This window comes from Veillonella denticariosi JCM 15641, assembly GCF_002959855.1.
Lineage (GTDB): Bacteria > Bacillota > Negativicutes > Veillonellales > Veillonellaceae > Veillonella > Veillonella denticariosi.
Genome location: NZ_PPDB01000007.1, coordinates 432,979 through 453,078, shown reverse-complemented (window position 1 = coordinate 453,078; position 20,100 = coordinate 432,979). Strand labels below are relative to the sequence as shown.

General features: G+C 40.7%; 22 protein-coding genes and 1 tRNA gene. All 23 read left to right on the top strand.

Features of this window, described 5'->3' with window-relative positions:
• Positions 1-89: 89 nt before the first annotated feature.
• Complete coding sequence (locus VEHSUH05_RS07645; protein ID WP_038115311.1) at positions 90-275, top strand: 4-oxalocrotonate tautomerase; 186 nt, start codon at positions 90-92, stop codon at positions 273-275.
• A 73-nt stretch (positions 276-348) separates the two neighbouring features.
• Complete coding sequence (guaB, locus tag VEHSUH05_RS07640; RefSeq protein WP_038115308.1) at positions 349-1,806, top strand: IMP dehydrogenase; 1,458 nt, start codon at positions 349-351, stop codon at positions 1,804-1,806.
• Positions 1,807-1,818: 12 nt separating this feature from the next.
• The gene (locus VEHSUH05_RS07635; RefSeq protein WP_105091226.1) at positions 1,819-2,541 is read left to right on the top strand and encodes a WecB/TagA/CpsF family glycosyltransferase; all 723 of its coding nucleotides are present in this window, start codon (positions 1,819-1,821) and stop codon (positions 2,539-2,541) included.
• Positions 2,542-2,555: 14 nt separating this feature from the next.
• Positions 2,556-3,197, top strand: a complete 642-nt coding sequence (locus tag VEHSUH05_RS07630; protein ID WP_038115301.1) for a phosphatidylserine decarboxylase family protein — start codon at positions 2,556-2,558, stop codon at positions 3,195-3,197.
• The gene (pssA, locus tag VEHSUH05_RS07625; protein WP_038115299.1) at positions 3,190-3,861 is read left to right on the top strand and encodes a CDP-diacylglycerol--serine O-phosphatidyltransferase; all 672 of its coding nucleotides are present in this window, start codon (positions 3,190-3,192) and stop codon (positions 3,859-3,861) included. The genes VEHSUH05_RS07630 and pssA overlap by 8 nt, the downstream gene beginning before the upstream one ends.
• A 19-nt stretch (positions 3,862-3,880) precedes the next feature.
• Positions 3,881-5,146 (top strand): glycosyltransferase family 2 protein, encoded by a 1,266-nt coding sequence (locus VEHSUH05_RS07620; protein ID WP_105091225.1) that lies wholly within the window; start codon positions 3,881-3,883, stop codon positions 5,144-5,146.
• A gap of 17 nt (positions 5,147-5,163) precedes the next feature.
• Entirely contained in the window at positions 5,164-5,925 is a 762-nt protein-coding gene (surE, locus tag VEHSUH05_RS07615) for a 5'/3'-nucleotidase SurE (protein ID WP_054673549.1), read from the top strand.
• A gap of 53 nt (positions 5,926-5,978) precedes the next feature.
• Positions 5,979-6,062 (top strand) — tRNA-Leu (locus VEHSUH05_RS07610).
• A 132-nt stretch (positions 6,063-6,194) separates the two neighbouring features.
• Complete coding sequence (locus tag VEHSUH05_RS07605) at positions 6,195-6,986, top strand: hypothetical protein (protein ID WP_038115291.1); 792 nt, start codon at positions 6,195-6,197, stop codon at positions 6,984-6,986.
• Positions 6,987-7,268: 282 nt separating this feature from the next.
• The gene (acpS, locus tag VEHSUH05_RS07600; protein ID WP_054673542.1) at positions 7,269-7,640 is read left to right on the top strand and encodes a holo-ACP synthase; all 372 of its coding nucleotides are present in this window, start codon (positions 7,269-7,271) and stop codon (positions 7,638-7,640) included.
• A 1-nt stretch (position 7,641) separates the two neighbouring features.
• Positions 7,642-9,222 (top strand): NAD(P)H-hydrate dehydratase, encoded by a 1,581-nt coding sequence (locus tag VEHSUH05_RS07595; RefSeq protein WP_105091224.1) that lies wholly within the window; start codon positions 7,642-7,644, stop codon positions 9,220-9,222.
• Positions 9,219-10,160, top strand: a complete 942-nt coding sequence (locus VEHSUH05_RS07590) for a ComEC/Rec2 family competence protein (protein ID WP_105091223.1) — start codon at positions 9,219-9,221, stop codon at positions 10,158-10,160. The genes VEHSUH05_RS07595 and VEHSUH05_RS07590 overlap by 4 nt, the downstream gene beginning before the upstream one ends.
• Positions 10,161-10,384: 224 nt before the next feature.
• Entirely contained in the window at positions 10,385-11,482 is a 1,098-nt protein-coding gene (locus VEHSUH05_RS07585; protein WP_038115277.1) for an N-acetylmuramoyl-L-alanine amidase family protein, read from the top strand.
• A gap of 3 nt (positions 11,483-11,485) precedes the next feature.
• Positions 11,486-12,046 carry a GerMN domain-containing protein gene (locus VEHSUH05_RS07580; protein WP_038115274.1) on the top strand — a complete coding sequence of 187 codons (561 nt, stop codon included), beginning with the start codon at positions 11,486-11,488 and terminating at the stop codon, positions 12,044-12,046.
• Positions 12,047-12,162: 116 nt separating this feature from the next.
• Positions 12,163-13,143 (top strand): thiamine-phosphate kinase, encoded by a 981-nt coding sequence (thiL, locus tag VEHSUH05_RS07575; RefSeq protein ID WP_105091222.1) that lies wholly within the window; start codon positions 12,163-12,165, stop codon positions 13,141-13,143.
• Entirely contained in the window at positions 13,133-13,627 is a 495-nt protein-coding gene (gene tsaE / locus VEHSUH05_RS07570) for a tRNA (adenosine(37)-N6)-threonylcarbamoyltransferase complex ATPase subunit type 1 TsaE (RefSeq protein WP_105091221.1), read from the top strand. Before thiL ends, tsaE begins: the two co-directional genes overlap by 11 nt.
• Positions 13,611-14,369 (top strand): tRNA (adenosine(37)-N6)-threonylcarbamoyltransferase complex dimerization subunit type 1 TsaB, encoded by a 759-nt coding sequence (gene tsaB / locus VEHSUH05_RS07565; protein WP_105091220.1) that lies wholly within the window; start codon positions 13,611-13,613, stop codon positions 14,367-14,369. The genes tsaE and tsaB overlap by 17 nt, the downstream gene beginning before the upstream one ends.
• Positions 14,369-14,815, top strand: a complete 447-nt coding sequence (rimI, locus tag VEHSUH05_RS07560) for a ribosomal protein S18-alanine N-acetyltransferase (protein ID WP_038115263.1) — start codon at positions 14,369-14,371, stop codon at positions 14,813-14,815. Before tsaB ends, rimI begins: the two co-directional genes overlap by 1 nt.
• Positions 14,815-15,846 carry a tRNA (adenosine(37)-N6)-threonylcarbamoyltransferase complex transferase subunit TsaD gene (tsaD, locus tag VEHSUH05_RS07555; RefSeq protein ID WP_038115260.1) on the top strand — a complete coding sequence of 344 codons (1,032 nt, stop codon included), beginning with the start codon at positions 14,815-14,817 and terminating at the stop codon, positions 15,844-15,846. Before rimI ends, tsaD begins: the two co-directional genes overlap by 1 nt.
• A gap of 2 nt (positions 15,847-15,848) precedes the next feature.
• The gene (locus tag VEHSUH05_RS07550; protein ID WP_105091219.1) at positions 15,849-17,240 is read left to right on the top strand and encodes a sensor histidine kinase; all 1,392 of its coding nucleotides are present in this window, start codon (positions 15,849-15,851) and stop codon (positions 17,238-17,240) included.
• On the top strand, positions 17,241-17,819 hold the full coding sequence (locus tag VEHSUH05_RS07545; protein ID WP_038115258.1) for an ANTAR domain-containing response regulator: 579 nt from the start codon (positions 17,241-17,243) through the stop codon (positions 17,817-17,819).
• 124 nt (positions 17,820-17,943) lie between these two features.
• Entirely contained in the window at positions 17,944-18,225 is a 282-nt protein-coding gene (groES, locus tag VEHSUH05_RS07540; RefSeq protein WP_038115255.1) for a co-chaperone GroES, read from the top strand.
• Between the two features lie 121 nt (positions 18,226-18,346).
• Positions 18,347-19,972 carry a chaperonin GroEL gene (gene groL, locus VEHSUH05_RS07535; protein ID WP_038115252.1) on the top strand — a complete coding sequence of 542 codons (1,626 nt, stop codon included), beginning with the start codon at positions 18,347-18,349 and terminating at the stop codon, positions 19,970-19,972.
• Positions 19,973-20,100 lie beyond the last annotated feature (128 nt).

Genomic DNA, 20,100 nt, shown 5'->3' with positions numbered 1-20,100 from the left:
GATTTTATCTGGCTTTGCCCCTTGTGTAACAGTTCTTCATACCGTATAATAGAACAAACAATTTATTTCTTTCATCTATGGAGGTAACTATGCCACTTATTCATGTAGAGCTCGTTGAAGGGCGTACAAAAGAACAGAAAAAACAGTTAGGTGAAGCTATTACGAAGGCAGCCGTGGAAATCGTTAAGGTTCCGGCAGATGCGGTAAAGGTAATCTTCGTAGATATGAAAAAAGATGATTATATGGAAGGCGGCATTTTGCGGTCTGAACGCTAAAGCTACGACTGTCCTGCCCAGCCCTTCAGGGCTGGGAGGGTCGTAGTTTTGTTTTATTATACGGGAGGGAAATATGAGAAACGATAAATTCGGTATGCGCGGCTTAACTTTCGATGATGTATTGTTAGTGCCTGCTGCATCTGATGTATTACCAAATGAAGTAGAATTGAAAAGTCATTTAACACGTGATATTACATTAAATATCCCGATGATCAGTTCCGGAATGGATACGGTTACCGAATCGAGAATGGCTATTGCTATGGCTCGTGAAGGAGGCCTCGGTGTTATTCATAAAAATATGTCCATAGAGGAACAGGCACATGAAGTAGATAAAGTGAAACGCTCTGAACATGGTGTTATTGTTGATCCTATCTATTTAAGTCCGCAGAATTTGCTTTCAGATGCATCTGAAATTATGGCAAAATATAAAATTTCTGGTGTACCTATAACAGAACATGGTAAACTAGTAGGGATCATAACAAATCGCGATATGAGATTTGAAACTGATTTAACTCGAAAAATCGGTGACTGTATGACGCGGGAAGGGCTTGTAACTGCACCGGAAGGGACATCCCTGGAGTCGGCAAAATCTATTTTAAGTGAACACCGTATAGAAAAACTGCCCCTTGTAGATGGAGATGGTAATTTAAAAGGTTTAATTACCATTAAAGATATTGAGAAAGCCACAAAATATCCGAATGCAGCAAAGGATAGCAACGGCCGTTTGTTGGTCGGTGCTGCCGTAGGTGTATCCAAGGATCTGTATGACCGTTTGGATGCATTAGTGTCTGCTAAGGCGGACGTAATTATCGTCGATACCGCTCATGGCCATTCTGCAGGCGTGCTTCGTACACTTAAGGAGATTAAACAGGCATATCCTCATATTCCCGTCATCGCCGGCAATGTGGCGACAGCGGCCGGTACAGAGGCTCTTATAGAAGCCGGTGCTGATGCTGTTAAGGTTGGGATCGGGCCCGGTTCCATTTGTACTACGCGCGTTATTGCCGGTATAGGCGTACCTCAAATTACAGCTGTATATGAATCGGCACAAGTCGGTCGCCGTTATGGTATTCCTATCATTGCTGACGGAGGAATCAAGTACTCAGGCGATATCGCAAAGGCTATTGCAGCCGGCGCTAATGTGGTCATGATGGGGAATATTTTGGCCGGCACTGATGAAAGTCCCGGAGAAACAGTGATTTATCAAGGGCGATCCTATAAGGTGTATCGTGGTATGGGCAGCTTGGGTGCCATGAAACTGGGCAGTAAAGATCGTTATTTCCAGACAGAGGCTAAGAAGTTGGTCCCTGAAGGAATAGAAGGTCGCGTACCTTATAAAGGTATGTTGACCGATACAATTTTCCAAATGGTTGGTGGTTTGCGTGCGAGCATGGGATACTGCGGATGCCATAACATCCAAGAGATGATTGAGAATACTCAATTCATTCAAATTACGGCGGCGGGATTGAAAGAAAGTCATCCGCATGATGTAAGTATTACAGTGGAAGCACCAAATTATAGTGGTCTATAATGGAGTATTACATTGAGTAAACGTATTTCTGTTTTGTCTGTGCCTATTGATTGTTTAACAATGAATGAGGCGGTTCAACGTATTTTACAACTAACTGCAGAGCCGGGGCTACATTTAGTAGCAACGGCTAATGCAGAAATGGTTATGTTGGCAAATGAAAATCCTACATTGCATACCATATTGAATAATGCTAGTCTTGTCGTACCGGATGGGGCTGGCATTTTATGGGCTGCAGAGCGTAACGGTGAACATGTACCGGAACGTGTGACCGGTGTGGATGTAACGAAGGAATTATTTAAGGTTGCGGCGACTCATCAAATTCCTGTATACTGCTTAGGGGCGGCACCAGGTGTTGCTCAGCGAGCGATTGATAATTTATCTGCTGAAATCGGTCCTTTGAATATTGTCGGAATTCATGATGGATTTTTCGATAGCATAGAAGAACAGAAAATCATAAAAGCCATTGGTGATTCCAAAGCCAAGCTTGTATTTGTTGCTTTAGGTGTTCCAAAACAGGAACAATGGATTTCAGAAAATTTGAGTCATCTCGATGGTGTGGTAGCTATCGGTATCGGAGGATCATTTGATGTTCTGGCCGGTAATATTCCTCGGGCTCCACATTGGATGCAGCAAAATCGACTTGAATGGTTGTATCGATTATATTTAGAACCTAAACGGATCGGCCGAATGTTGGCTATTCCTAAGTTTATGTGGACGGTTATTAGAAATAAATAGAGGAGTGTTGAATTGTGCCTACAGGACCAATTATAAAAGAAGGGTTCCCGCTGATTGGTGCTATGCTCGTTCTTTCAGCGGTATTGGCGTTTTTTGGATATTATATTATCGCTATTATTCCTTTTATCTTGGCTTTATTTTTTATCAATTTCTTCAGAAATCCAAAACGCGTTATCCCTCAAGATCCGGATTTAATTCTATCCCCTGCGGATGGTAAAATCATGGATATTTCAGATGTTTATGAAGATATATATCTACATCGGGAATGTAAAAAAGTTACCATATTCTTATCCGTATTTGACGTACATGCAAACCGAGCACCTATCGGCGGAAAGATTACATATCGTCATTATACGATGGGAAGTTTTTTGCCTGCCTTTAAAGAAGATGTAGGGTTTGAAAATGAACGACATACAATTTGTATCGAAAATGATCGTACTGCTGTATTGGTAACACAAATTGCAGGGCTTTTAGCTCGACGCATCGTATCTTGGACAGATCTTGACAGTATGCTTGAGCGTGGACAATTGTACGGAATGATAAAATTCGGTTCTTGTACTGAGCTGTATATGGACAAGGATGTAGAGTTGTTCGTGGAAAAAGGTCAACATATTACGGGCGGAGATACCGTTATAGGGAGGTTGCGTCATGAATAAGTCTGTTATTCCTAATTTATTTACCGCTGCTAATTTAGCATTTGGTGTTATCAGTATCACTTTCTCTGCTACAGGGAATTCATTTGCGGCAGCTATATGTATTTTGCTTTCTTTGGCCGCAGATGGCCTTGATGGTCGTGTAGCACGTGCATTGCGCGTAGCAGGTCCTATGGGACGCGAATTGGATTCTTTATCCGATGTAGTCGGATTTGGTGTGGCTCCTGCCTATATGTTATATACGAAGGAATTATTCGGTTTAGGATGGGTAGCGTATATACCACTTTTGGCATTTGCCGTTTTGGGAGCCTTTCGCTTAGCTCGTTTTAACATTAAAACTGATGAAGTTCATGGATATTTTGAGGGGTTACCGATTCCTGCGGCCGGCTGTTTGGCGGCAACGTATGTATTGTGTGGTGTGTCGGTGCCTCAGCTTGTGCTTGCGGTAGCCATGATTTGTGTGGGTATTCTCATGGTTAGCGAAGTAAAATATCCTGATTTTAAAGGTCATAGTGCGGTGCGCATTAACTACATCGCAATTGCCGTTACCTTAGTTTTTGTAGTAGCATGTCTCGTGTATGACTGGCATACATGGGCTGTTATGATTTTCGCCGGGTATGTGTTGTTTGGGCTTTGTAACTCGGCCATAAATATAGTGCGTAAATAGGTGTGTGGAGGATATTAGTATGAATTACCTACTGGATCTATTATTGATTCCTATGCAGGTAATAATCGTGATTTATACGATTTATTATTTTGTACTAGCCGTTATTGGTATGTGGCGGTCAGGGGTACATAAAAATTACACGCCGAAGAATTCTTTTGCCATTGTGGTATGTGCACATAATGAGGAAACTGTAGTGGGAGAGCTGGTAAAAAATTTACGTGGCTTGAATTATCCTGATGAACTATATGATATTTTTGTTGTAGCTGATAACTGTACCGATAAGACTGCAGAGGTTGCGGAAGCGGCAGGTGCCAATGTGCATGTGCGCGTCAACAGAGATGAGGTCGGCAAAGGGTATGCCATGGGATGGATGTTTGACCGCGTTGAGAAAATGGATACTCATTATGATGCATTTCTTGTTTTTGATGCCGATAATTTAGTACATCCTCAATTTATGTTAGAAATGAATGATCATTTAGAGAAGGGCGAGTCCGTTATTCAAGGATATCTTAACTCTAAGAATCCTACAGATTCCTGGGTGGCAGGTACATTTTCCATCGCTTTCTGGATGGTTAATCATATGTGGCATTTGGCAAAATATCGGGTTGGCTTATCTACTGCTTTAGGTGGAACCGGCATGTGTATTCGTACGTCTGTTATCAGAGAATACGGGTGGGATTGTAACAGCTTGACGGAAGATATGGAGTTTTCCATGAAATTATTGACTCACGGTGTTCGTACCTGCTGGGCTCATGATGCTATCGTATATGATGAAAAGGTAACGACCATGATGGCATCTTGCAAGCAGCGTTTACGATGGGCACAAGGTCAGTTTGATTGTGCAGGGCGGTATATACCAAAGCTGTTTGCTATAGGCATTAAAACGGGAAATCTTATGATTTTGGACGGTATATTTCAGGTGAGTCAACCGTATTTCTTATTGATGACTACTATATATTTAGTGTTATCTTATATTAATGCGTATATACCTATTTATACCAATATTCTTTATCAGATTTTACCGATGTCTGTATGGACCATTATCGGTGTGGGACAATACCTGTTTCCGCTTGTAGTATTGTTAAAAATTAAGGTGCCGCCTAAGATCTGGCTCTATTATTTGTTATATCCTTTATTTGTATATTCGTGGATTCCCGTTAATATTTTGGGCTTTTTCAGACGGCATAATAAGGTGTGGTCTCATACGCAGCATACACGTGCGGTAGGCTTATATGATGTCAAATTGACTCGTATGGGCGACATGAATAAAAAGAGTAGAAAATAGACTTTTCAGGAGTAGATATGCATATTTTAATGTGTAATGATGACGGTATATTAGCCGGTGGCTTACGTAATTTGGCTGATTATTTAGGACAGTTTTATCGCATTACCGTTGTGGCACCTGCTGTGGAGCAAAGTGCCAAATCACATGCATTGACTACGGAAAATCCTTTAAAGTTAGATGCTTATAATGGCGAGGATGAAAATCCTCGCCTCTATGCACTAACAGGGACTCCGTCGGATTGTATGAAATTCGGTTTGAGTTATTTATTAACGGATGATATACCCGATTTAGTTGTTTCAGGCATTAATCATGGCTTCAATTTAGGTTCCGATGTGCTGTATTCAGGAACAGTATCAGCGGCTATGGAGAGTTGTTTTTACGGTATTCCAGGATTGGCATTATCCGTGGAGCGTTACTCCACGGAAAGAGCGGAAGAGATGCATCCATTTATTCATGATTTGATAGAAAAAATCTATGTGTCCGGTCAGTTTCCGGGATTGTTGAATGTGAACTTTCCACTAAGAGGTGTATGTGATTGGGATCATTTTAAAATAGTGAGTCAAGGCTTACAAACTTATAGTAATATCATTGATGCTCGTATTAATTCGAGAGGTCAGGATTATTACTGGTTAGCCGGTGAACTGGATTATGGTGCGGAGGCTGTTCCGACTGATGTGGAGTATGCTCGAAAGGGTTATATCACTGCTGTAGCTTTGACATGGAAACAACAATCCGATTCGGATATGGAAGCTGTTCAAAAAATTTTATATAAAAAATAAAAATATATTGACATCATTTGGGCGTTTAGGTATAATTACAAATGTTCCGAAATGCCGGAGTGGCGGAATGGCAGACGCACTTGACTCAAAATCAAGCGGGTAACACCGTGTGGGTTCAAGTCCCACCTCCGGCACCAAACTTAGGCGGTAAGGCTTTATGTCTTGCCGCCTATTTTTATATATTAAATTCTTATATATTTCATTGGATTTATTAGTTCTTATTAGTTTTTATGTTAAATGCTTTAGTTTGAATTTAATGAGGAGTATTTATGGATCAGGCAATTTTAGATTATATTAATACGTTAATAATGATGCCGACTGTGGAGCGTCGTGTATCAGAGGTTCAAACACCTATGTCGTTAAAGTTATTAGCAACAGTACCTTTAAATGAAGGCGTTAATCAATGTCAGGGGTTTTGTTATAATTCGAAGAAAGATGTGTTCGTGTTAGCATGCATTAACGAAGAGAGTACAAAACAGATTATTTATGAATTGGATCCGAGCAATTTTAACGTCGTTAATCGTTATGAATATAAAGATAAAAATAATTTAGGACACATGAATACATTGACCTATAATCCGAAGACGAATAAGCTCTATACTACCAATGCGATAGTTAATGGTTATATGGTGACGCCCATCAATGCGGATACATTAGAGGTGGAAAGTCCGATCAAACTGAGTGATAAAGTTTTTAATCTGGCTTATGATACTGAATTGAATCAATTTGTATCCATTTTACCTTTAACCAATACATATCGAACTATTAATTATTATGATGCACGGTTTAAACGATTACGTTCTGCTAGAATCAATGCCCAACATAGCAATCTAAATAATAATGGGGCTTATGCTCATAATGGCAGTACCATTTTTACAACTTTGTCGTCATTTGTTTTTGTAAATAAAGGCGGTGATGTTCAAAGTATTATGCCATATACCAGCGGTATGGAGGTTGAAGATATGGATTATCGGAAGGGGATCATGTATGTAGCCGTAAATTATAAGGGAAAGGTGCAGATTTACGGAGTTCCTAAATTACCGTTCGATACACGGGCATAATCTATTGCTATATTCGGATATGTTGATAATCGATTATCTAGTTTATATAATAATTAGTAATATATAGATTTACATATTGCTATGGATTTATTTTATATTTTATGATTGCCTCATAGAATTAACTTTGTTATAATGAACGGGTCAGATATATTATAGGTATTATGAATATAAGATGATCTGACACCATATAAATTTCGATCCTGTTGTACCAATGGGGTCGGAATTTTTTTTTCTTCTATTATACGTGTATAATAAAATTATTAGTGTATATAGGAGGCATATATGAGGCTAGGTAATGATATTATTGAAATTAAACGTATTACCGATGCGATTAATAAATCTGACCGGTTTCTTGAACGTCTATTTACAGAGGCTGAAATAGCATATTGTGAAAGTCGTAATAAAGGCAAATATGAATCTTATGCGGGCATATATACGGCAAAAGAGGCTTTTCTGAAGGCCTTAGGAACCGGATTGCGCAGAGGTTCCTGGTTAGATATAGAAATAGCCCATGATAAGTTAGGGGCACCTTTCATTCGTTTACAAGGTGTATTTAAGGAAATATATGATGAGAAAGGGTACAAGAATATTCTCGTATCTATCAGTCATTGCCAATCATATGCGATGAGTACGGTTATTTTTGAAGGAGATTAGCATGCACATATTGACGCGAGAAGATGCACAATATATTGATCAAGTTGTTCCTACCACTTTTGATATTCCTTTAGAGCTATTAATGGAAAATGCCGGCAGAGGTCTCGTAGATGCCTTGTGGGGAAATTATGATTTGCTTCAGCTGGATGAAAACAACATGCAGGGGCGCTTTGTGTTATTCCTTTGCGGTTGCGGTAATAATGGTACGGATGGACTGGTTGCGGCACGTCATCTTATGGAGCAAGGTGTACCTGTACGCGTTGTACTTTGTGGGAATCCTGATAAGGGAAGTACTCTCTTTCAGAGTCAGTTAAAGCGATGTAAGACCATCGGATGCAGCGTGGAGGTATACGATGATTTTAATGACTGGAGTCAGGCCGTCGTTGTTGTGGAGGGCTTGGTAGGTACCGGACTGGAAGGTGCTTTACGAAGTTCGACAATAGAGATTTTGCATGATATTGATATCATGAGAACTCAATATGGATTTGATGTATGGGCTATTGATGTGCCTGCCGGCTTGGATGTGACAACGGGTCAGATTTCTGAAGGTACTTTAGCTTGTGATTATACGGTTACCTTCGGTGCAATGAAGCAGGGGCTGTTGCTTTATCCGGGAAAAAATGTCGGAGGAGTTTGTATCGTTGCTCCTCTAGGGGTTCCATGGCAACAGATGATAGTGGATAGATATCAAACATTTACCATTGATAACGAATTAGCTGAGCTATTAATAGAGTATCGGCCCGATACGGCTCATAAAGGTGTAAACGGTAATTTGCTCATTATCGGCGGATCAGGGGATATGGTCGGGGCCCCCATGTTGGCCGGTGAAGCGGCTGTTCATAGCGGTGCAGGTAAGACTACCTTGGCTGTACCTGAAAAGATACAGAAAATTGTGCAAGGCCGCATTATTCCAGAAGTTATGGTTACCTCTATAACGGCTGATATAAGCGGTTTATGTCATCAACGTAATGTTGTTGCCATCGGTCCGGGCTTGGGACGTACCGGTGAAGTAAAAACACTCGTCCAATCTGTACTTACTATGTGTGATAATCCTTTGGTGATTGATGCAGATGCATTATACGCAATGGGGCATATAGGTATTGTAAATCAAGAGGCCGTGGTATCAGGTGATCTTAATAAGTTATACTCCGTGTCAAAATCAATACCATCATGTGTGATGACGCCTCATCTGGGTGAATTCAGTCGCCTTATCAATATGCCTGTCAAGTGGATTGAACGTAATTACGTAATAGTGGCTCGAGCTTTTGCAATGGCCCATAATGTTGTTCTTGTGCTGAAAGGTATACCATCTTTGGTGGCGTTACCGGATGGAACTGTATATATCAATACTATTGGAAATTCCGGAATGGGAACAGGTGGTATGGGTGATGTATTAACAGGGGTTATTTCCGCTTTTATCAGTCAAGGTTATTCATTGCAGGATAGTGCTGTATTAGGAGTTTATGTACATAGCCGCAGTGCCGATCTCTTATTTGATAACAGGCCTTGGGGGTATACGCCGAGTGACGTAAGTCTCCATATCGGACAAGTTATTGGTGAATTGTTGGGAGAACGGAAATGACATATAAAATACAACGCTTATTGGCCTTTTTGTTGCTTTTATGTATTCCTGTTTTTGCCATTGCCGGATGTAAGTCGACAGATGTCGCCAATGCGACAAGCAATACCGTAACAACATCTAAGGAATATTCAATTGATACGAAAACGACGACACCTGAGGGACATCTTGATATATATATGCTCGATATCGGTCAAGGTGATGCCATTTTACTCAAAATAGGTGATGAGTACAGTATGATTGATACCGGTGATATAGAACATCGTGAGAATATCGTGGCTCAACTGAAATCAATGGGGGTTACAAAGCTTAAAAATGTAATTATTACCCATCCTCATGCAGATCATATGGGCGGATTTTTGGCAATTACGAAAGCAATGCCTATTGAGCATGTTTATGATGACGGTATCGCCGTAGATAACAATATGTATAAAACCTATGAACGCTGGATTGAAAAAAATAAGATTCAACGCTCGACTTTAAAAAATGGTGATGTGGTGGATTTTGGACATGGGGCGGTCTTTGTAGTTTATGCACCGTGGAATGAAATGCTTACCGATAAAAAAGGAGAGCCGGATCTTAATAATAATTCGATTGTAGGAAAATTGATTTTCGGCAAATTTTCAATGCTCTTTACGGGAGATGCAGAAATACAAGAAGAGAAAAAATTGGTAAAAGAACTGAATTCCAAGCTTTTTGCACGTATTTTGAAGGTAGGACATCACGGATCTCGCACGAGCAGTTCAAAAGATTTTTTGAAATCTATCAAGCCAGAGAGTGCATTAATCTCAAATGGCATGTATAATAAGTATGGTCATCCTCACGATGTGACATTGCGTCGCTTGCAGGAAAACAATATTGCTATTTACCGTACGGATACGATGGGACGTATCCACATCAGTACGGATGGGAATGAATGGCAAATTACTACAGAGAGGTAGGATTGATTTTGATTTGTAGAATACAATTCTTATGATGTGTTTTACATAAGGGTTCTATGTATAATCAATATACTAGTCTTCATCTTTGTATGAAATAATCTATTTATAATCTAATATTAGTTTATCGATAGATTGGAACGATGAGACTTTGATAGACAAAGCTTTCGTCGGCTCATCTCTATGGTTTGGACACAATGTATGTCAGTTAGATTGGAGTGAATGTATTGCGTAAACTATTTTTTATTTGCCTTGCAGTCTTGATGGCTATACCCCTGTTATTGACTCAGGCAAAGGCGGCTAATCTTGAGGATGCTCGATGGGTGACAAGAACGGATGCACCAGCACCATACGTACGTATAGTTATGGATTTATCCACGCCTGTAAAAGCGTCCGCATCGATTAGCAAGGATGGGAAAACGACGACGGTCACCTTGAAAAACACCAAGTTGAAAACAGCGAAACGGAATATTACGATGGATTCCAGTATTGCTAATTCAGCTCAATTTTCTCAAGTGGGTAAAGACGTAACCGTAACGATTACAACACCTTCTGCCCTTGATACGGGTGATGTAAAAGTCTTTTCCTTGAAAAAAGATACGGTTAATAAGAAGCCGTATCGCATCGTTGTAGATGTACAAAAGAAAGGGATCGCATCTAAGCCTGCTTATTATGGCAAGAAGCCGTCACCTTCCGCACATCCGGCAAAGAATTTGCCTGGTGGTTCCGGTAAGTACTCTACATCGGGAGGTCTTTCCGGTAAAACTATTACTATCGATCCAGGTCATGGTGGTAGTGATCCGGGTGCTATCGGTCCTCATGGGGTACAAGAGAAGAATATCACATTGCCGGTTTCCAAATATTTGAAAGCCGCTTTGGAATCTCGTGGTGCCAAGGTTGTTATGACTCGTACATCCGATGTGGATGTATATGGTCCTAATGCGAGCGGTGTTGATGAATTGGGTGCTCGTGTTAATGTTGCGAATGCTAATAATTCCGATGCATTGGTTAGTGTTCATATCAATTCGTTTAATAATCCAAGTGTTGGTGGTATTGCAACATACTATTATAGTAAGACTGGTAATGACTTGCGATTGGCTCAAAAGGTACAATCTCAAATTGCTAATGCTCCTGGTTTTGGCGGAGATCGCGGCAGTCAAGAAGGCAACTTATATGTATTGAGACATTCTAATATGCCTGCAATTCTTGTTGAACTCGGTTTCATTTCAAATCCTAATGAAGAAAAGGCATTACAATCGCCACAAACACAAGAGGATTTTGCAAAACGCATTGCCAATGGTATTGCGAGCTACTTTGGAGGTTAATGGATGAAGTTACGTAAGCAAGTTTTATCGATCCTCTGTATTGGCATTCTCGCTTTTGCTGCAGGCTGTGGACCGGAACAATCACCGACTCCAGGTAAAAGTGAACCTGTACAGGAGTCAAAGATAAATAAGGATGCAGAAACAACAAAAACATCGAATGAGAAGGTAAAAATGGTATTCTATGTTCCTACGGAAGATGGCTCCGGTGTCAAACAGAAAACTGTTGATACGGAAGCTAATAAGGTAACTCCAAAAGCAGCATTACTTGCAATGCTGGAATCCGATCGAGCGCAACAGTATCCGGTATTCTCCAAGGATGTGGAAATCAATTCTGTTACGGTCAAGAACGGTATTGCTTCTGTTGAGGTCAATAAAGCCTTTGTTGCAGCCAAAGGTGGAGATTTAACAGTTAAATTACAAATGGCGGCGATTGTTAATACGTTGACGTCATTTGATAATATTAACGGTGTTCTCTTTGTATCCGACGGGAAAAAGGTGGATACGATAGGCGGTTTTGATACAAGCGAACCGGTAAAACGAATGAATGATCTTATTAAAAAATAATAGGAATCAGCACAAAATAGCAGGCAGTCGATAACATATCGACTGCCTGCTATTTTTGTTGACTTTATTATATGTTACAATACAAAGAGTACAATAATCGGAAATTAGGTGATGGGATGCAATTAAAACAGATAGGAGAATTTAATTTCATATGTCATATTCAGAGTGATACCATTTATAATCCGGATACGGTAATTCAAGGTATTGGTGATGATTGTGCCATTTACAATACTTCTGAGCATGTGAATCAGTTAATCAGTACGGATACAATGGTGGAAGGGATTCATTTCAGCTTTCACTATATGATGCCCTATGATGTGGGATATCGCCTCATGTCAGCTAATTTAAGTGATATTGCTGCAATGGGGGGAACGCCTAAGCAAGTGGTTTTGTCTGTAGCTGCACCGGATTATATAGATACGGATATATTGGATGAAATCTATAGAGGTATTAAAGATCAATGTAAGAAGTATGGCGTTAATATACTAGGTGGCGATACAGTACGTATCGAAGGACCTATGGTTTGGACAGTAACCATCATCGGTGAAGTACCGCAAGGATGTGCCGTATTACGTAGCGGAGCTCAAATCAGCGATGTGGTGGGCGTGACCAATTATTTAGGATATGCCGCCACCGGATTGAGTGCACTTATGTATTCACTAGATGGATATACTATGACCAAGATCGGGCATCAACGGCCGGAACCACAGGTTTTCTTGGGACAGAGATTACGAGACCTTGGGGTTCACAGTATGAATGATATCAGTGATGGTCTTGCCAGTGAGCTTAATGAAATTGCATCGGCCAGCTCGGTATCTATTGTTATTGAGGAAAAGGCGATTCCCTTACATGCGGAAACATATGCCTTAGCTGAACATCTACAGACTAATCCCGTGGATTATGCACTGTATGGAGGGGAAGATTTTCAGCTTGTCTTTACTGCACCGAAATCTTTAGTTCCTCAATTACAGGATATGGACGGTATTTCATTAATTGGTGAAGTGTTGTCGGGACCGACCGTTGTACAGATGGTAACGCCGGATAAAACGGTTAAAACTATTGAAGCGAAAGGATATAATCATTTTCATGAATCATAAAGCGCGGGTTCGATTAGAAACTCATTCGGTAAAAGATACACAGGATTTTGGTAAAAACTTGGGGAAATGGTTAAGTAAAAAAAGAGATCCGTTATGCGTAGCACTCGTCGGCGATCTGGGTACAGGCAAGACTCATTTGGCGCAAGGGATTGCTCAGGGATTCGGTGTAACGGAAGAGATTACAAGTCCTACCTTTGCAATTATGAATACATATACCGCAGAGTCCGGTCCCTTATATCATTTTGATGTGTATCGTTTAGACGATGTAAGTGAACTTGAAAACATCGGATTTTATGAATATACAGAGGAGCAGATCTCTATTGTAGAATGGGCGGACAAGTTTCGTGATGAATTACCGGATGAAACTTTGTGGATTAATTTAAAGACCATCGATGATATGAGTCGCTCGATTATACTTGATAGCGATCATCTTGAAGTGGATGATTTGGTGGAGATAGGAGGCCATTATGTGGTTGGGAATTGAAACGAGCTCTCTTGTTTCCAGTGTTGCATTAATGGATGAAGAACACCTTGTGGGGGAACTAACCGTACAAGCCGGATTGACTCATTCCGAACAGTTGGTGCCGCATATCGATATGCTTTTACAATCGACACAGGTGACAAAAGATATGTTGAAAGGAATAATGGTTAGTATCGGGCCCGGATCTTTTACGGGGCTGCGAATCGGTATGGGAACAGCGAAGGCGATGGCCTATGCCTTGCAGATTCCCTTGTATGGCGTTATGACTATGGATAGTCTGGCTCATAATATTCCATATACGGATTATACAATCTGTACTGTTGTGGACGCCCAAAAAAAACATGTCTATGCAGCCCTATACCATTATGAGGCAAATCGTTTACTTCGCATCGAAGATCCTTTTGTTGTTGAAGCTGCAAATTTGATTAATCGTTTTAGAGATTATAAGGAGAAGGTTATTTTCATCGGGGACGGTATCAAGCGTATCGAAAAACTGTTAGATGAAAGTGATTCAAACTGCACGATTGCCGATATAATGAGAAGGATTCCTAAGGCGAGCTCCTTATTGTTGGCCGGAAAAGAATTGGCGCGTAAGAATCTTATATCGGATCCGATGGATATGGTGCCTTATTATATCCGTCGCTCCGAGGCTGAGGTTTTATGGGAGGAACGCCATAAGGATAACCAGGATATGCTATCTCAAAATCCTTCTGTTATCGTGACGGAAGCGGCAGGGGCAGAATGATGGATATTCGAATGGCTACCATAGAAGATGCACAGGCTATCTATGAAATTGAACAGGTATCTTTTTCTGTTCCATGGAGCTTAGAGTCTGTTACGTCTGAGTTGGACAAAACATCGAATAAGCTGTATATGGTGCTGATAGAAAATGACCGAATTATCGGATATGGCGGTGTTTGGCTTATTTATGATGAAGGACAGATTACGAATATCGCCATTATCCCCGAAGCTCGGTGCAAGGGCTACGGTACTCAATTGATGGAACGTTTAATTGATGCATGTGTTAAGCGAGGGATGCAGGAAATCTTTCTGGAGGTCCGAATTTCAAACTTATCGGCCTTGGCTATGTATAGAAATTTAGGATTTACTGTAAAGGGTATACGCAAAGACTATTATTCGGAACCTAAGGAAGATGCATATATCATGTCTCTCGTTACAAAGGAAATATAATGAGTATATATACATTAGCATTGGAAAGCAGCTGTGATGAAACATCGGCGGCAGTCCTCAAAGATGGTCGCACCGTTTTATCGAATGTTATATCCAGTCAAATTCCAATACATAGAAAATTTGGCGGCGTTGTACCTGAAATTGCTTCCCGCCATCATATCGAACAGGTAATCCCCGTCATTGATCAGGCCTTAAAAGATGCAAAGATTACTTTGAAAGACATTGATCATATCGGTGTGACATATGGTCCCGGACTGGTTGGTGCTTTGCTGGTCGGTGTTGCAGCGGCAAAGGGATTATCCTTTGCAACAGGAATCCCCTTGGTGCCGGTACATCATATGGAAGGGCATATTTTTGCTAATTTTCTTGCCAATCCTGATCTGGAACCGCCGTTTTTAAGTCTCGTTGTATCCGGTGGACATACGATGCTCGTTCATGTGAAAGGGTATGAAGAATTTTATATTTTAGGACAAACCCGGGATGATGCAGCGGGCGAGGCGTTTGATAAAATTGCTCGCGTAATGGGTTTTCCTTATCCCGGAGGACCTCATATCGATGCTCTTGCCGTTACAGGCGATGAAAATGCTGTTGAGTTTCCGAAGGCTTTGAGCGAACCCGGAAATTTTGAATTCAGTTTTAGCGGTTTAAAGTCTGCGGTCCTCAATTATCTCAACAGCAAACAGCAGAAAGACGAGCCTGTTAACCAAGCGGATGTGGCGGCATCCTTTCAAAAAGCCATCGTTGATGTACTGGTGGAAAAGACGAAGGATGCGGCACATACATTGGGGGAAACTCGCATCACTATTGCCGGCGGAGTATCCGCAAATAAAGGTTTGCAGAGCGCATTAGAAAACATGTGTCACAAGGAAGGGTTCCTTTATTATAAACCTAACAAGATTTTATCCACGGATAATGCGGCTATGATTGGATGTAGAGCCTATTATATGGCTAAGGCCGGGAAATTCAGCGATCTTACATTAAATGCGAAACCGAGTGTTGAAATAGGTTATGTGTCTTGGAAAGAGGATTAATTGTGGATATCGATCAGGATATTTTGAATGAAACCCCATTGGGACCATCACAAACAGCATTACTTGAGCATATCAGCACACTTATATCCTTTGGCGAATCTGTAACCCGTCAAAGGATACAGATTTTTACGCCACTTTTAAAATCCTATTATGAGGACATCCATAAGGACGGTATTAATATGCTCTGTATCATGCGTAATGATACGGAGATTGTGACGCGTCGGACAAAGAGTTCCTATTTATGGCGGAATATGTTTGATAAGGGGTGCCCTCAATGTGGAACCGCTGAAGCAAGCCGCGAACATGTTTTTCCCATTGTTGATAATGGGGGGCGGATCATCGGAGGTATTTCATTTACCTTATCTACCTCCGTTCAACCTGATCAATTTGAACGGGAGTATATATTATCGGATACGATGCATCGGCTCATGTTGACTGCGACAGATGAACAGATACAGTTCTATGAACCTATATCGTATCTGGACGGACTTATCATATTTGATCATACTAATACAATTATTTACGGCAATGAAGCCGCCTTACAGCTGGTCGATATATTGGGATTTAATCGTCGTCTCATCGGTTCATCAATTTACGGGGGGGCCTTAAAAATCTCCGCTATACAGCAGGTATTAGAGAACAGGACTGTATACACCAGTGAAGAAATCTATCAAGATATGGTCATTCGTCAGCATATGATTCCTATCACCATGGGTCGTAATGAAACGAGGTGTTTTTTAGTTCTCCATGATTGCACCCATGAAAGTAAACAGCAGCAGGAGTTGCTCGTAAAAAATTCTATCATTAAAGAAATTCACCATCGTGTAAAAAATAATCTGCAGACGGTAGCCGGGCTTTTGCGTATGGAGGCCCGCCGGTCGAATTTACCGGAAGTAAAACAAGCTTTGCAGGAAGGAATCAATCGCATTGAAAGCATGGCATTAGTTCATGATATAGTGTCACATTATGATGAGGATTATATCGGTGTACGTTCCATATATGATGAGTTGTGTCGATTGCTAAGACTCAGTATGGTCCGTCATAATCAAATGGTAACCTTTACTTATGAGGGAGCAGATATATTAATTTCCTCATATGTGGCGAGTTATGTGTCACTCATTATTAATGAATTGATTACCAATAGTCTGGAACATGGTTTAGACGGTGAAAGCGGAAATATTCATTTAGCCGTTGATGAAACGGATGATGACATCATCATGACCTTCAGTGACGACGGTCGTGGATTGCCGGAAGATTTCGATATAGTTTCTAATAAGCGATTAGGATTGACAATTATTAATAATCTGGTCACCCATGAATTAAAAGGATCTTTACGCATAGCGAATTCACAAAAAGGTGTGACTGTTACGATTCATATGAAAAAGGAGAAATAAATGCGCATAGCTATTGTAGACGATGAATCCCTTATTCGTATGGATTTACGGGATATATTGGAGTCTCAAGGCCATGAAGTGGTAGGGGAAGGCTCCAATGGAATAGAAGCGATTCAATTATGCAAAGATCATCATCCTGACATTATTTTAATGGATGTAAAAATGCCTGAGTTGGACGGTATCGAGGCGGCCCGACAAATCGGTTTTCATCATTATGCACCGGTTGTGTTACTCACGAGTTATAGCCAACAGGATTTAATTGATAAAGCCCGTGAATCGGGGGTGTACGGTTATTTAATCAAACCGTTGCGGGAGGATCAGTTGATGCCTACCTTGGAAATGGCGTTAGGACGTTTTAAATCCGATGAAAGCTTAAGGAGGCAGATGGTTCAATTGGAACAATCCTTGGAAGAGCGCAAGCTTATTCAAAGAGGGACGGGCATTCTTATGGAGCTATATAAAATTTCCGAGGAAGAAGCCTATGGACGTATACGAAGCCTAAGTATGAAGCAACATATGTCTATAGTAAAAACCTGTCAATGTATTATTGAACAAGTTAATAAATCAGGAAAAACCTAAATAGTCAAAAAATCAAAATAAAGTCTTGCAATTATTTTAAGTTAGGTTATAATAATACTTGTAATTAGCACTCGATGTCTTTGAGTGCTAACAGGTGAATGAGATAAAAAAGGAGTGACATCATATGTTAAAACCATTAGCTGATCGTGTTGTTATTCGTTTAGTAGAAAAAGAGGAAAAAACGAAGAGCGGTATTTTTCTTCCCGATACAGCAAAAGAAAAACCTCAAGAAGGTGAAGTCGTAGCTGTAGGTTCCGGTAAACTATGTGACAATGGTCAACGTGTAGCTCCGGAAGTTAAGGTTGGCGACCATGTTATGTTCGCGAAATATGCCGGTAGCGAGTTAGAAATCGACGGCGCTACTCACTTGATTATCAGTGAACGCGATATTCTAGCAATATTATAATAGGTTAAAATAATAGGTTAAATATTTATTAGAAGCGTTATATTTGAGTATTCATATAGCGCTTTCACAGATATATATTTCTATTGCATTGGATAGTCCAATTATGTAGGAGGTAATACATATGGCAAAAGAAATCTTGTTTAACGAAGAAGCTCGTCGCGCTTTAGGCCGCGGCGTTGATCAATTGGCAGATGCTGTAAAGGTTACATTGGGACCTAAAGGCCGCAATGTGGTATTAGATAAAAAATTCGGTTCTCCCACAATTACAAATGACGGTGTAACGATTGCCCGCGATATTGAGTTACCGGATCCATTTGAAAATATGGGGGCTCAACTGGTAAAAGAAGTTGCTACCAAAACTAATGATGTAGCAGGGGACGGTACTACGACTGCCACGGTATTGGCTCAAGCCATGATTCAAGAAGGTATGCGTAATGTAGCAGCCGGTGCTAATCCGATGATTTTGAAAAAAGGTATTGAAACCGCTGTAAAAACATTGGTGGATGAAATCAAAAAACGCTCCATCAAAGTTTCCGGAAAAGCGGAAATCGCTCAAGTTGCAAGCGTATCCGCTGCAGATGAAGAAATCGGCGGTTTGATTGCGGAAGCAATGGAAAAAGTCGGTAACGACGGCGTTATCACTGTTGAAGAATCCAAAGGTTTACAAACGGCTTTAAACGTAGTAGAAGGTATGCAATTTGACCGTGGTTACATTTCTCCATACATGGTAACCGATCCTGACCGTATGGAAGCTGTTATGGATAATCCATATATCTTGATTACGGATCGTAAGATCGGTGCTATTGCGGATATGTTACCAACACTTGAAAAAGTGGTAAAAGTAGGTAAAGAACTTCTTATTATCGCTGAAGATGTAGAAGGTGAAGCATTGGCTACATTGGTAGTAAACAGATTGCGTGGTACATTTAAAGCGGTAGCTGTTAAGGCTCCTGGCTTTGGCGACCGTCGTAAAGCTATGCTTGAAGATATCGCTATCTTAACAGGTGGTACCGTAATCACTGAAGATATGGGGCGTAAACTTGACTCCGTAGAGCTTGAAGATCTTGGTACAGCTCGTCAGGTTCGCATCAGTAAAGATGAAACGACGATTATCGATGGCGTAGGTGATAAGGACGCAATCGCTCAACGTGTTAGCCAAATCCGTGCACAATTGGAAGAAACGACTTCCGAATTTGACCGTGAAAAATTACAGGAACGTCTTGCTAAATTGTCCGGCGGTGTAGCTGTTATCGAAGTAGGTGCTGCTACAGAAGTTGAAATGAAAGATAAAAAACTCCGCATCGAAGATGCATTGAATGCCACACGTGCCGCTGTTGAAGAAGGTATCGTAGCCGGTGGCGGTACCACATTCATCGATATCATCCCTGCATTGAATACATTGGAAGCGACCGGTGATGTTCAGACTGGTATTAACCTTGTAAAACGCGCTGTAGAGGAACCAGTTCGCCAAATCGCATACAATGCAGGCCTTGAAGGCTCCGTGGTCGTTGAAAAGGTTAAAAATACAGAGGCAGGTATCGGTTTCAATGCATTGACTGAAGAATATGTAGATATGGTAAAATCCGGTATCGTTGATCCTGCGAAGGTGACACGTTCAGCACTTCAAAATGCTGCATCTATCGCATCATTAGTTTTGACTACAGAAACTATTGTTGCTGATAAGGTAGATGAAAATGCTGCAGCACCTGCAATGCCTCCTATGGGTGGTATGGGCGGTATGATGTAATCAGCTGCTAAAACTTTCTAGTCAATTTTACAATAACCCTAATGAATTAAGATTTCTATACTCTTAAATTCATTAGGGTTATTTTTGATTTTCGATGTATTAGTCGAATAATTTTGATTGTAAATTCT

Bases quoted from the DNA above. Each gene is read 5' to 3' on its own strand.
- thiL (WP_105091222.1), top strand. From the start codon at position 12,163: ATGCAATTAAAACAGATAGGAGAATTTAATTTCATATGTCATATTCAG.
- tsaD (WP_038115260.1), top strand. From the start codon at position 14,815: ATGAGTATATATACATTAGCATTGGAAAGCAGCTGTGATGAAACATCG.
- tsaE (WP_105091221.1), top strand. From the start codon at position 13,133: ATGAATCATAAAGCGCGGGTTCGATTAGAAACTCATTCGGTAAAAGAT.
- VEHSUH05_RS07580 (WP_038115274.1), top strand. From the start codon at position 11,486: ATGAAGTTACGTAAGCAAGTTTTATCGATCCTCTGTATTGGCATTCTC.
- VEHSUH05_RS07595 (WP_105091224.1), top strand. From the start codon at position 7,642: ATGCACATATTGACGCGAGAAGATGCACAATATATTGATCAAGTTGTT.
- VEHSUH05_RS07645 (WP_038115311.1), top strand. From the start codon at position 90: ATGCCACTTATTCATGTAGAGCTCGTTGAAGGGCGTACAAAAGAACAG.
- VEHSUH05_RS07590 (WP_105091223.1), top strand. From the start codon at position 9,219: ATGACATATAAAATACAACGCTTATTGGCCTTTTTGTTGCTTTTATGT.
- rimI (WP_038115263.1), top strand. From the start codon at position 14,369: ATGGATATTCGAATGGCTACCATAGAAGATGCACAGGCTATCTATGAA.
- groL (WP_038115252.1), top strand. From the start codon at position 18,347: ATGGCAAAAGAAATCTTGTTTAACGAAGAAGCTCGTCGCGCTTTAGGC.
- guaB (WP_038115308.1), top strand. From the start codon at position 349: ATGAGAAACGATAAATTCGGTATGCGCGGCTTAACTTTCGATGATGTA.
- VEHSUH05_RS07620 (WP_105091225.1), top strand. From the start codon at position 3,881: ATGAATTACCTACTGGATCTATTATTGATTCCTATGCAGGTAATAATC.
- acpS (WP_054673542.1), top strand. From the start codon at position 7,269: ATGAGGCTAGGTAATGATATTATTGAAATTAAACGTATTACCGATGCG.
- tsaB (WP_105091220.1), top strand. From the start codon at position 13,611: ATGTGGTTGGGAATTGAAACGAGCTCTCTTGTTTCCAGTGTTGCATTA.
- pssA (WP_038115299.1), top strand. From the start codon at position 3,190: ATGAATAAGTCTGTTATTCCTAATTTATTTACCGCTGCTAATTTAGCA.
- VEHSUH05_RS07545 (WP_038115258.1), top strand. From the start codon at position 17,241: ATGCGCATAGCTATTGTAGACGATGAATCCCTTATTCGTATGGATTTA.
- VEHSUH05_RS07605 (WP_038115291.1), top strand. From the start codon at position 6,195: ATGGATCAGGCAATTTTAGATTATATTAATACGTTAATAATGATGCCG.
- groES (WP_038115255.1), top strand. From the start codon at position 17,944: ATGTTAAAACCATTAGCTGATCGTGTTGTTATTCGTTTAGTAGAAAAA.
- surE (WP_054673549.1), top strand. From the start codon at position 5,164: ATGCATATTTTAATGTGTAATGATGACGGTATATTAGCCGGTGGCTTA.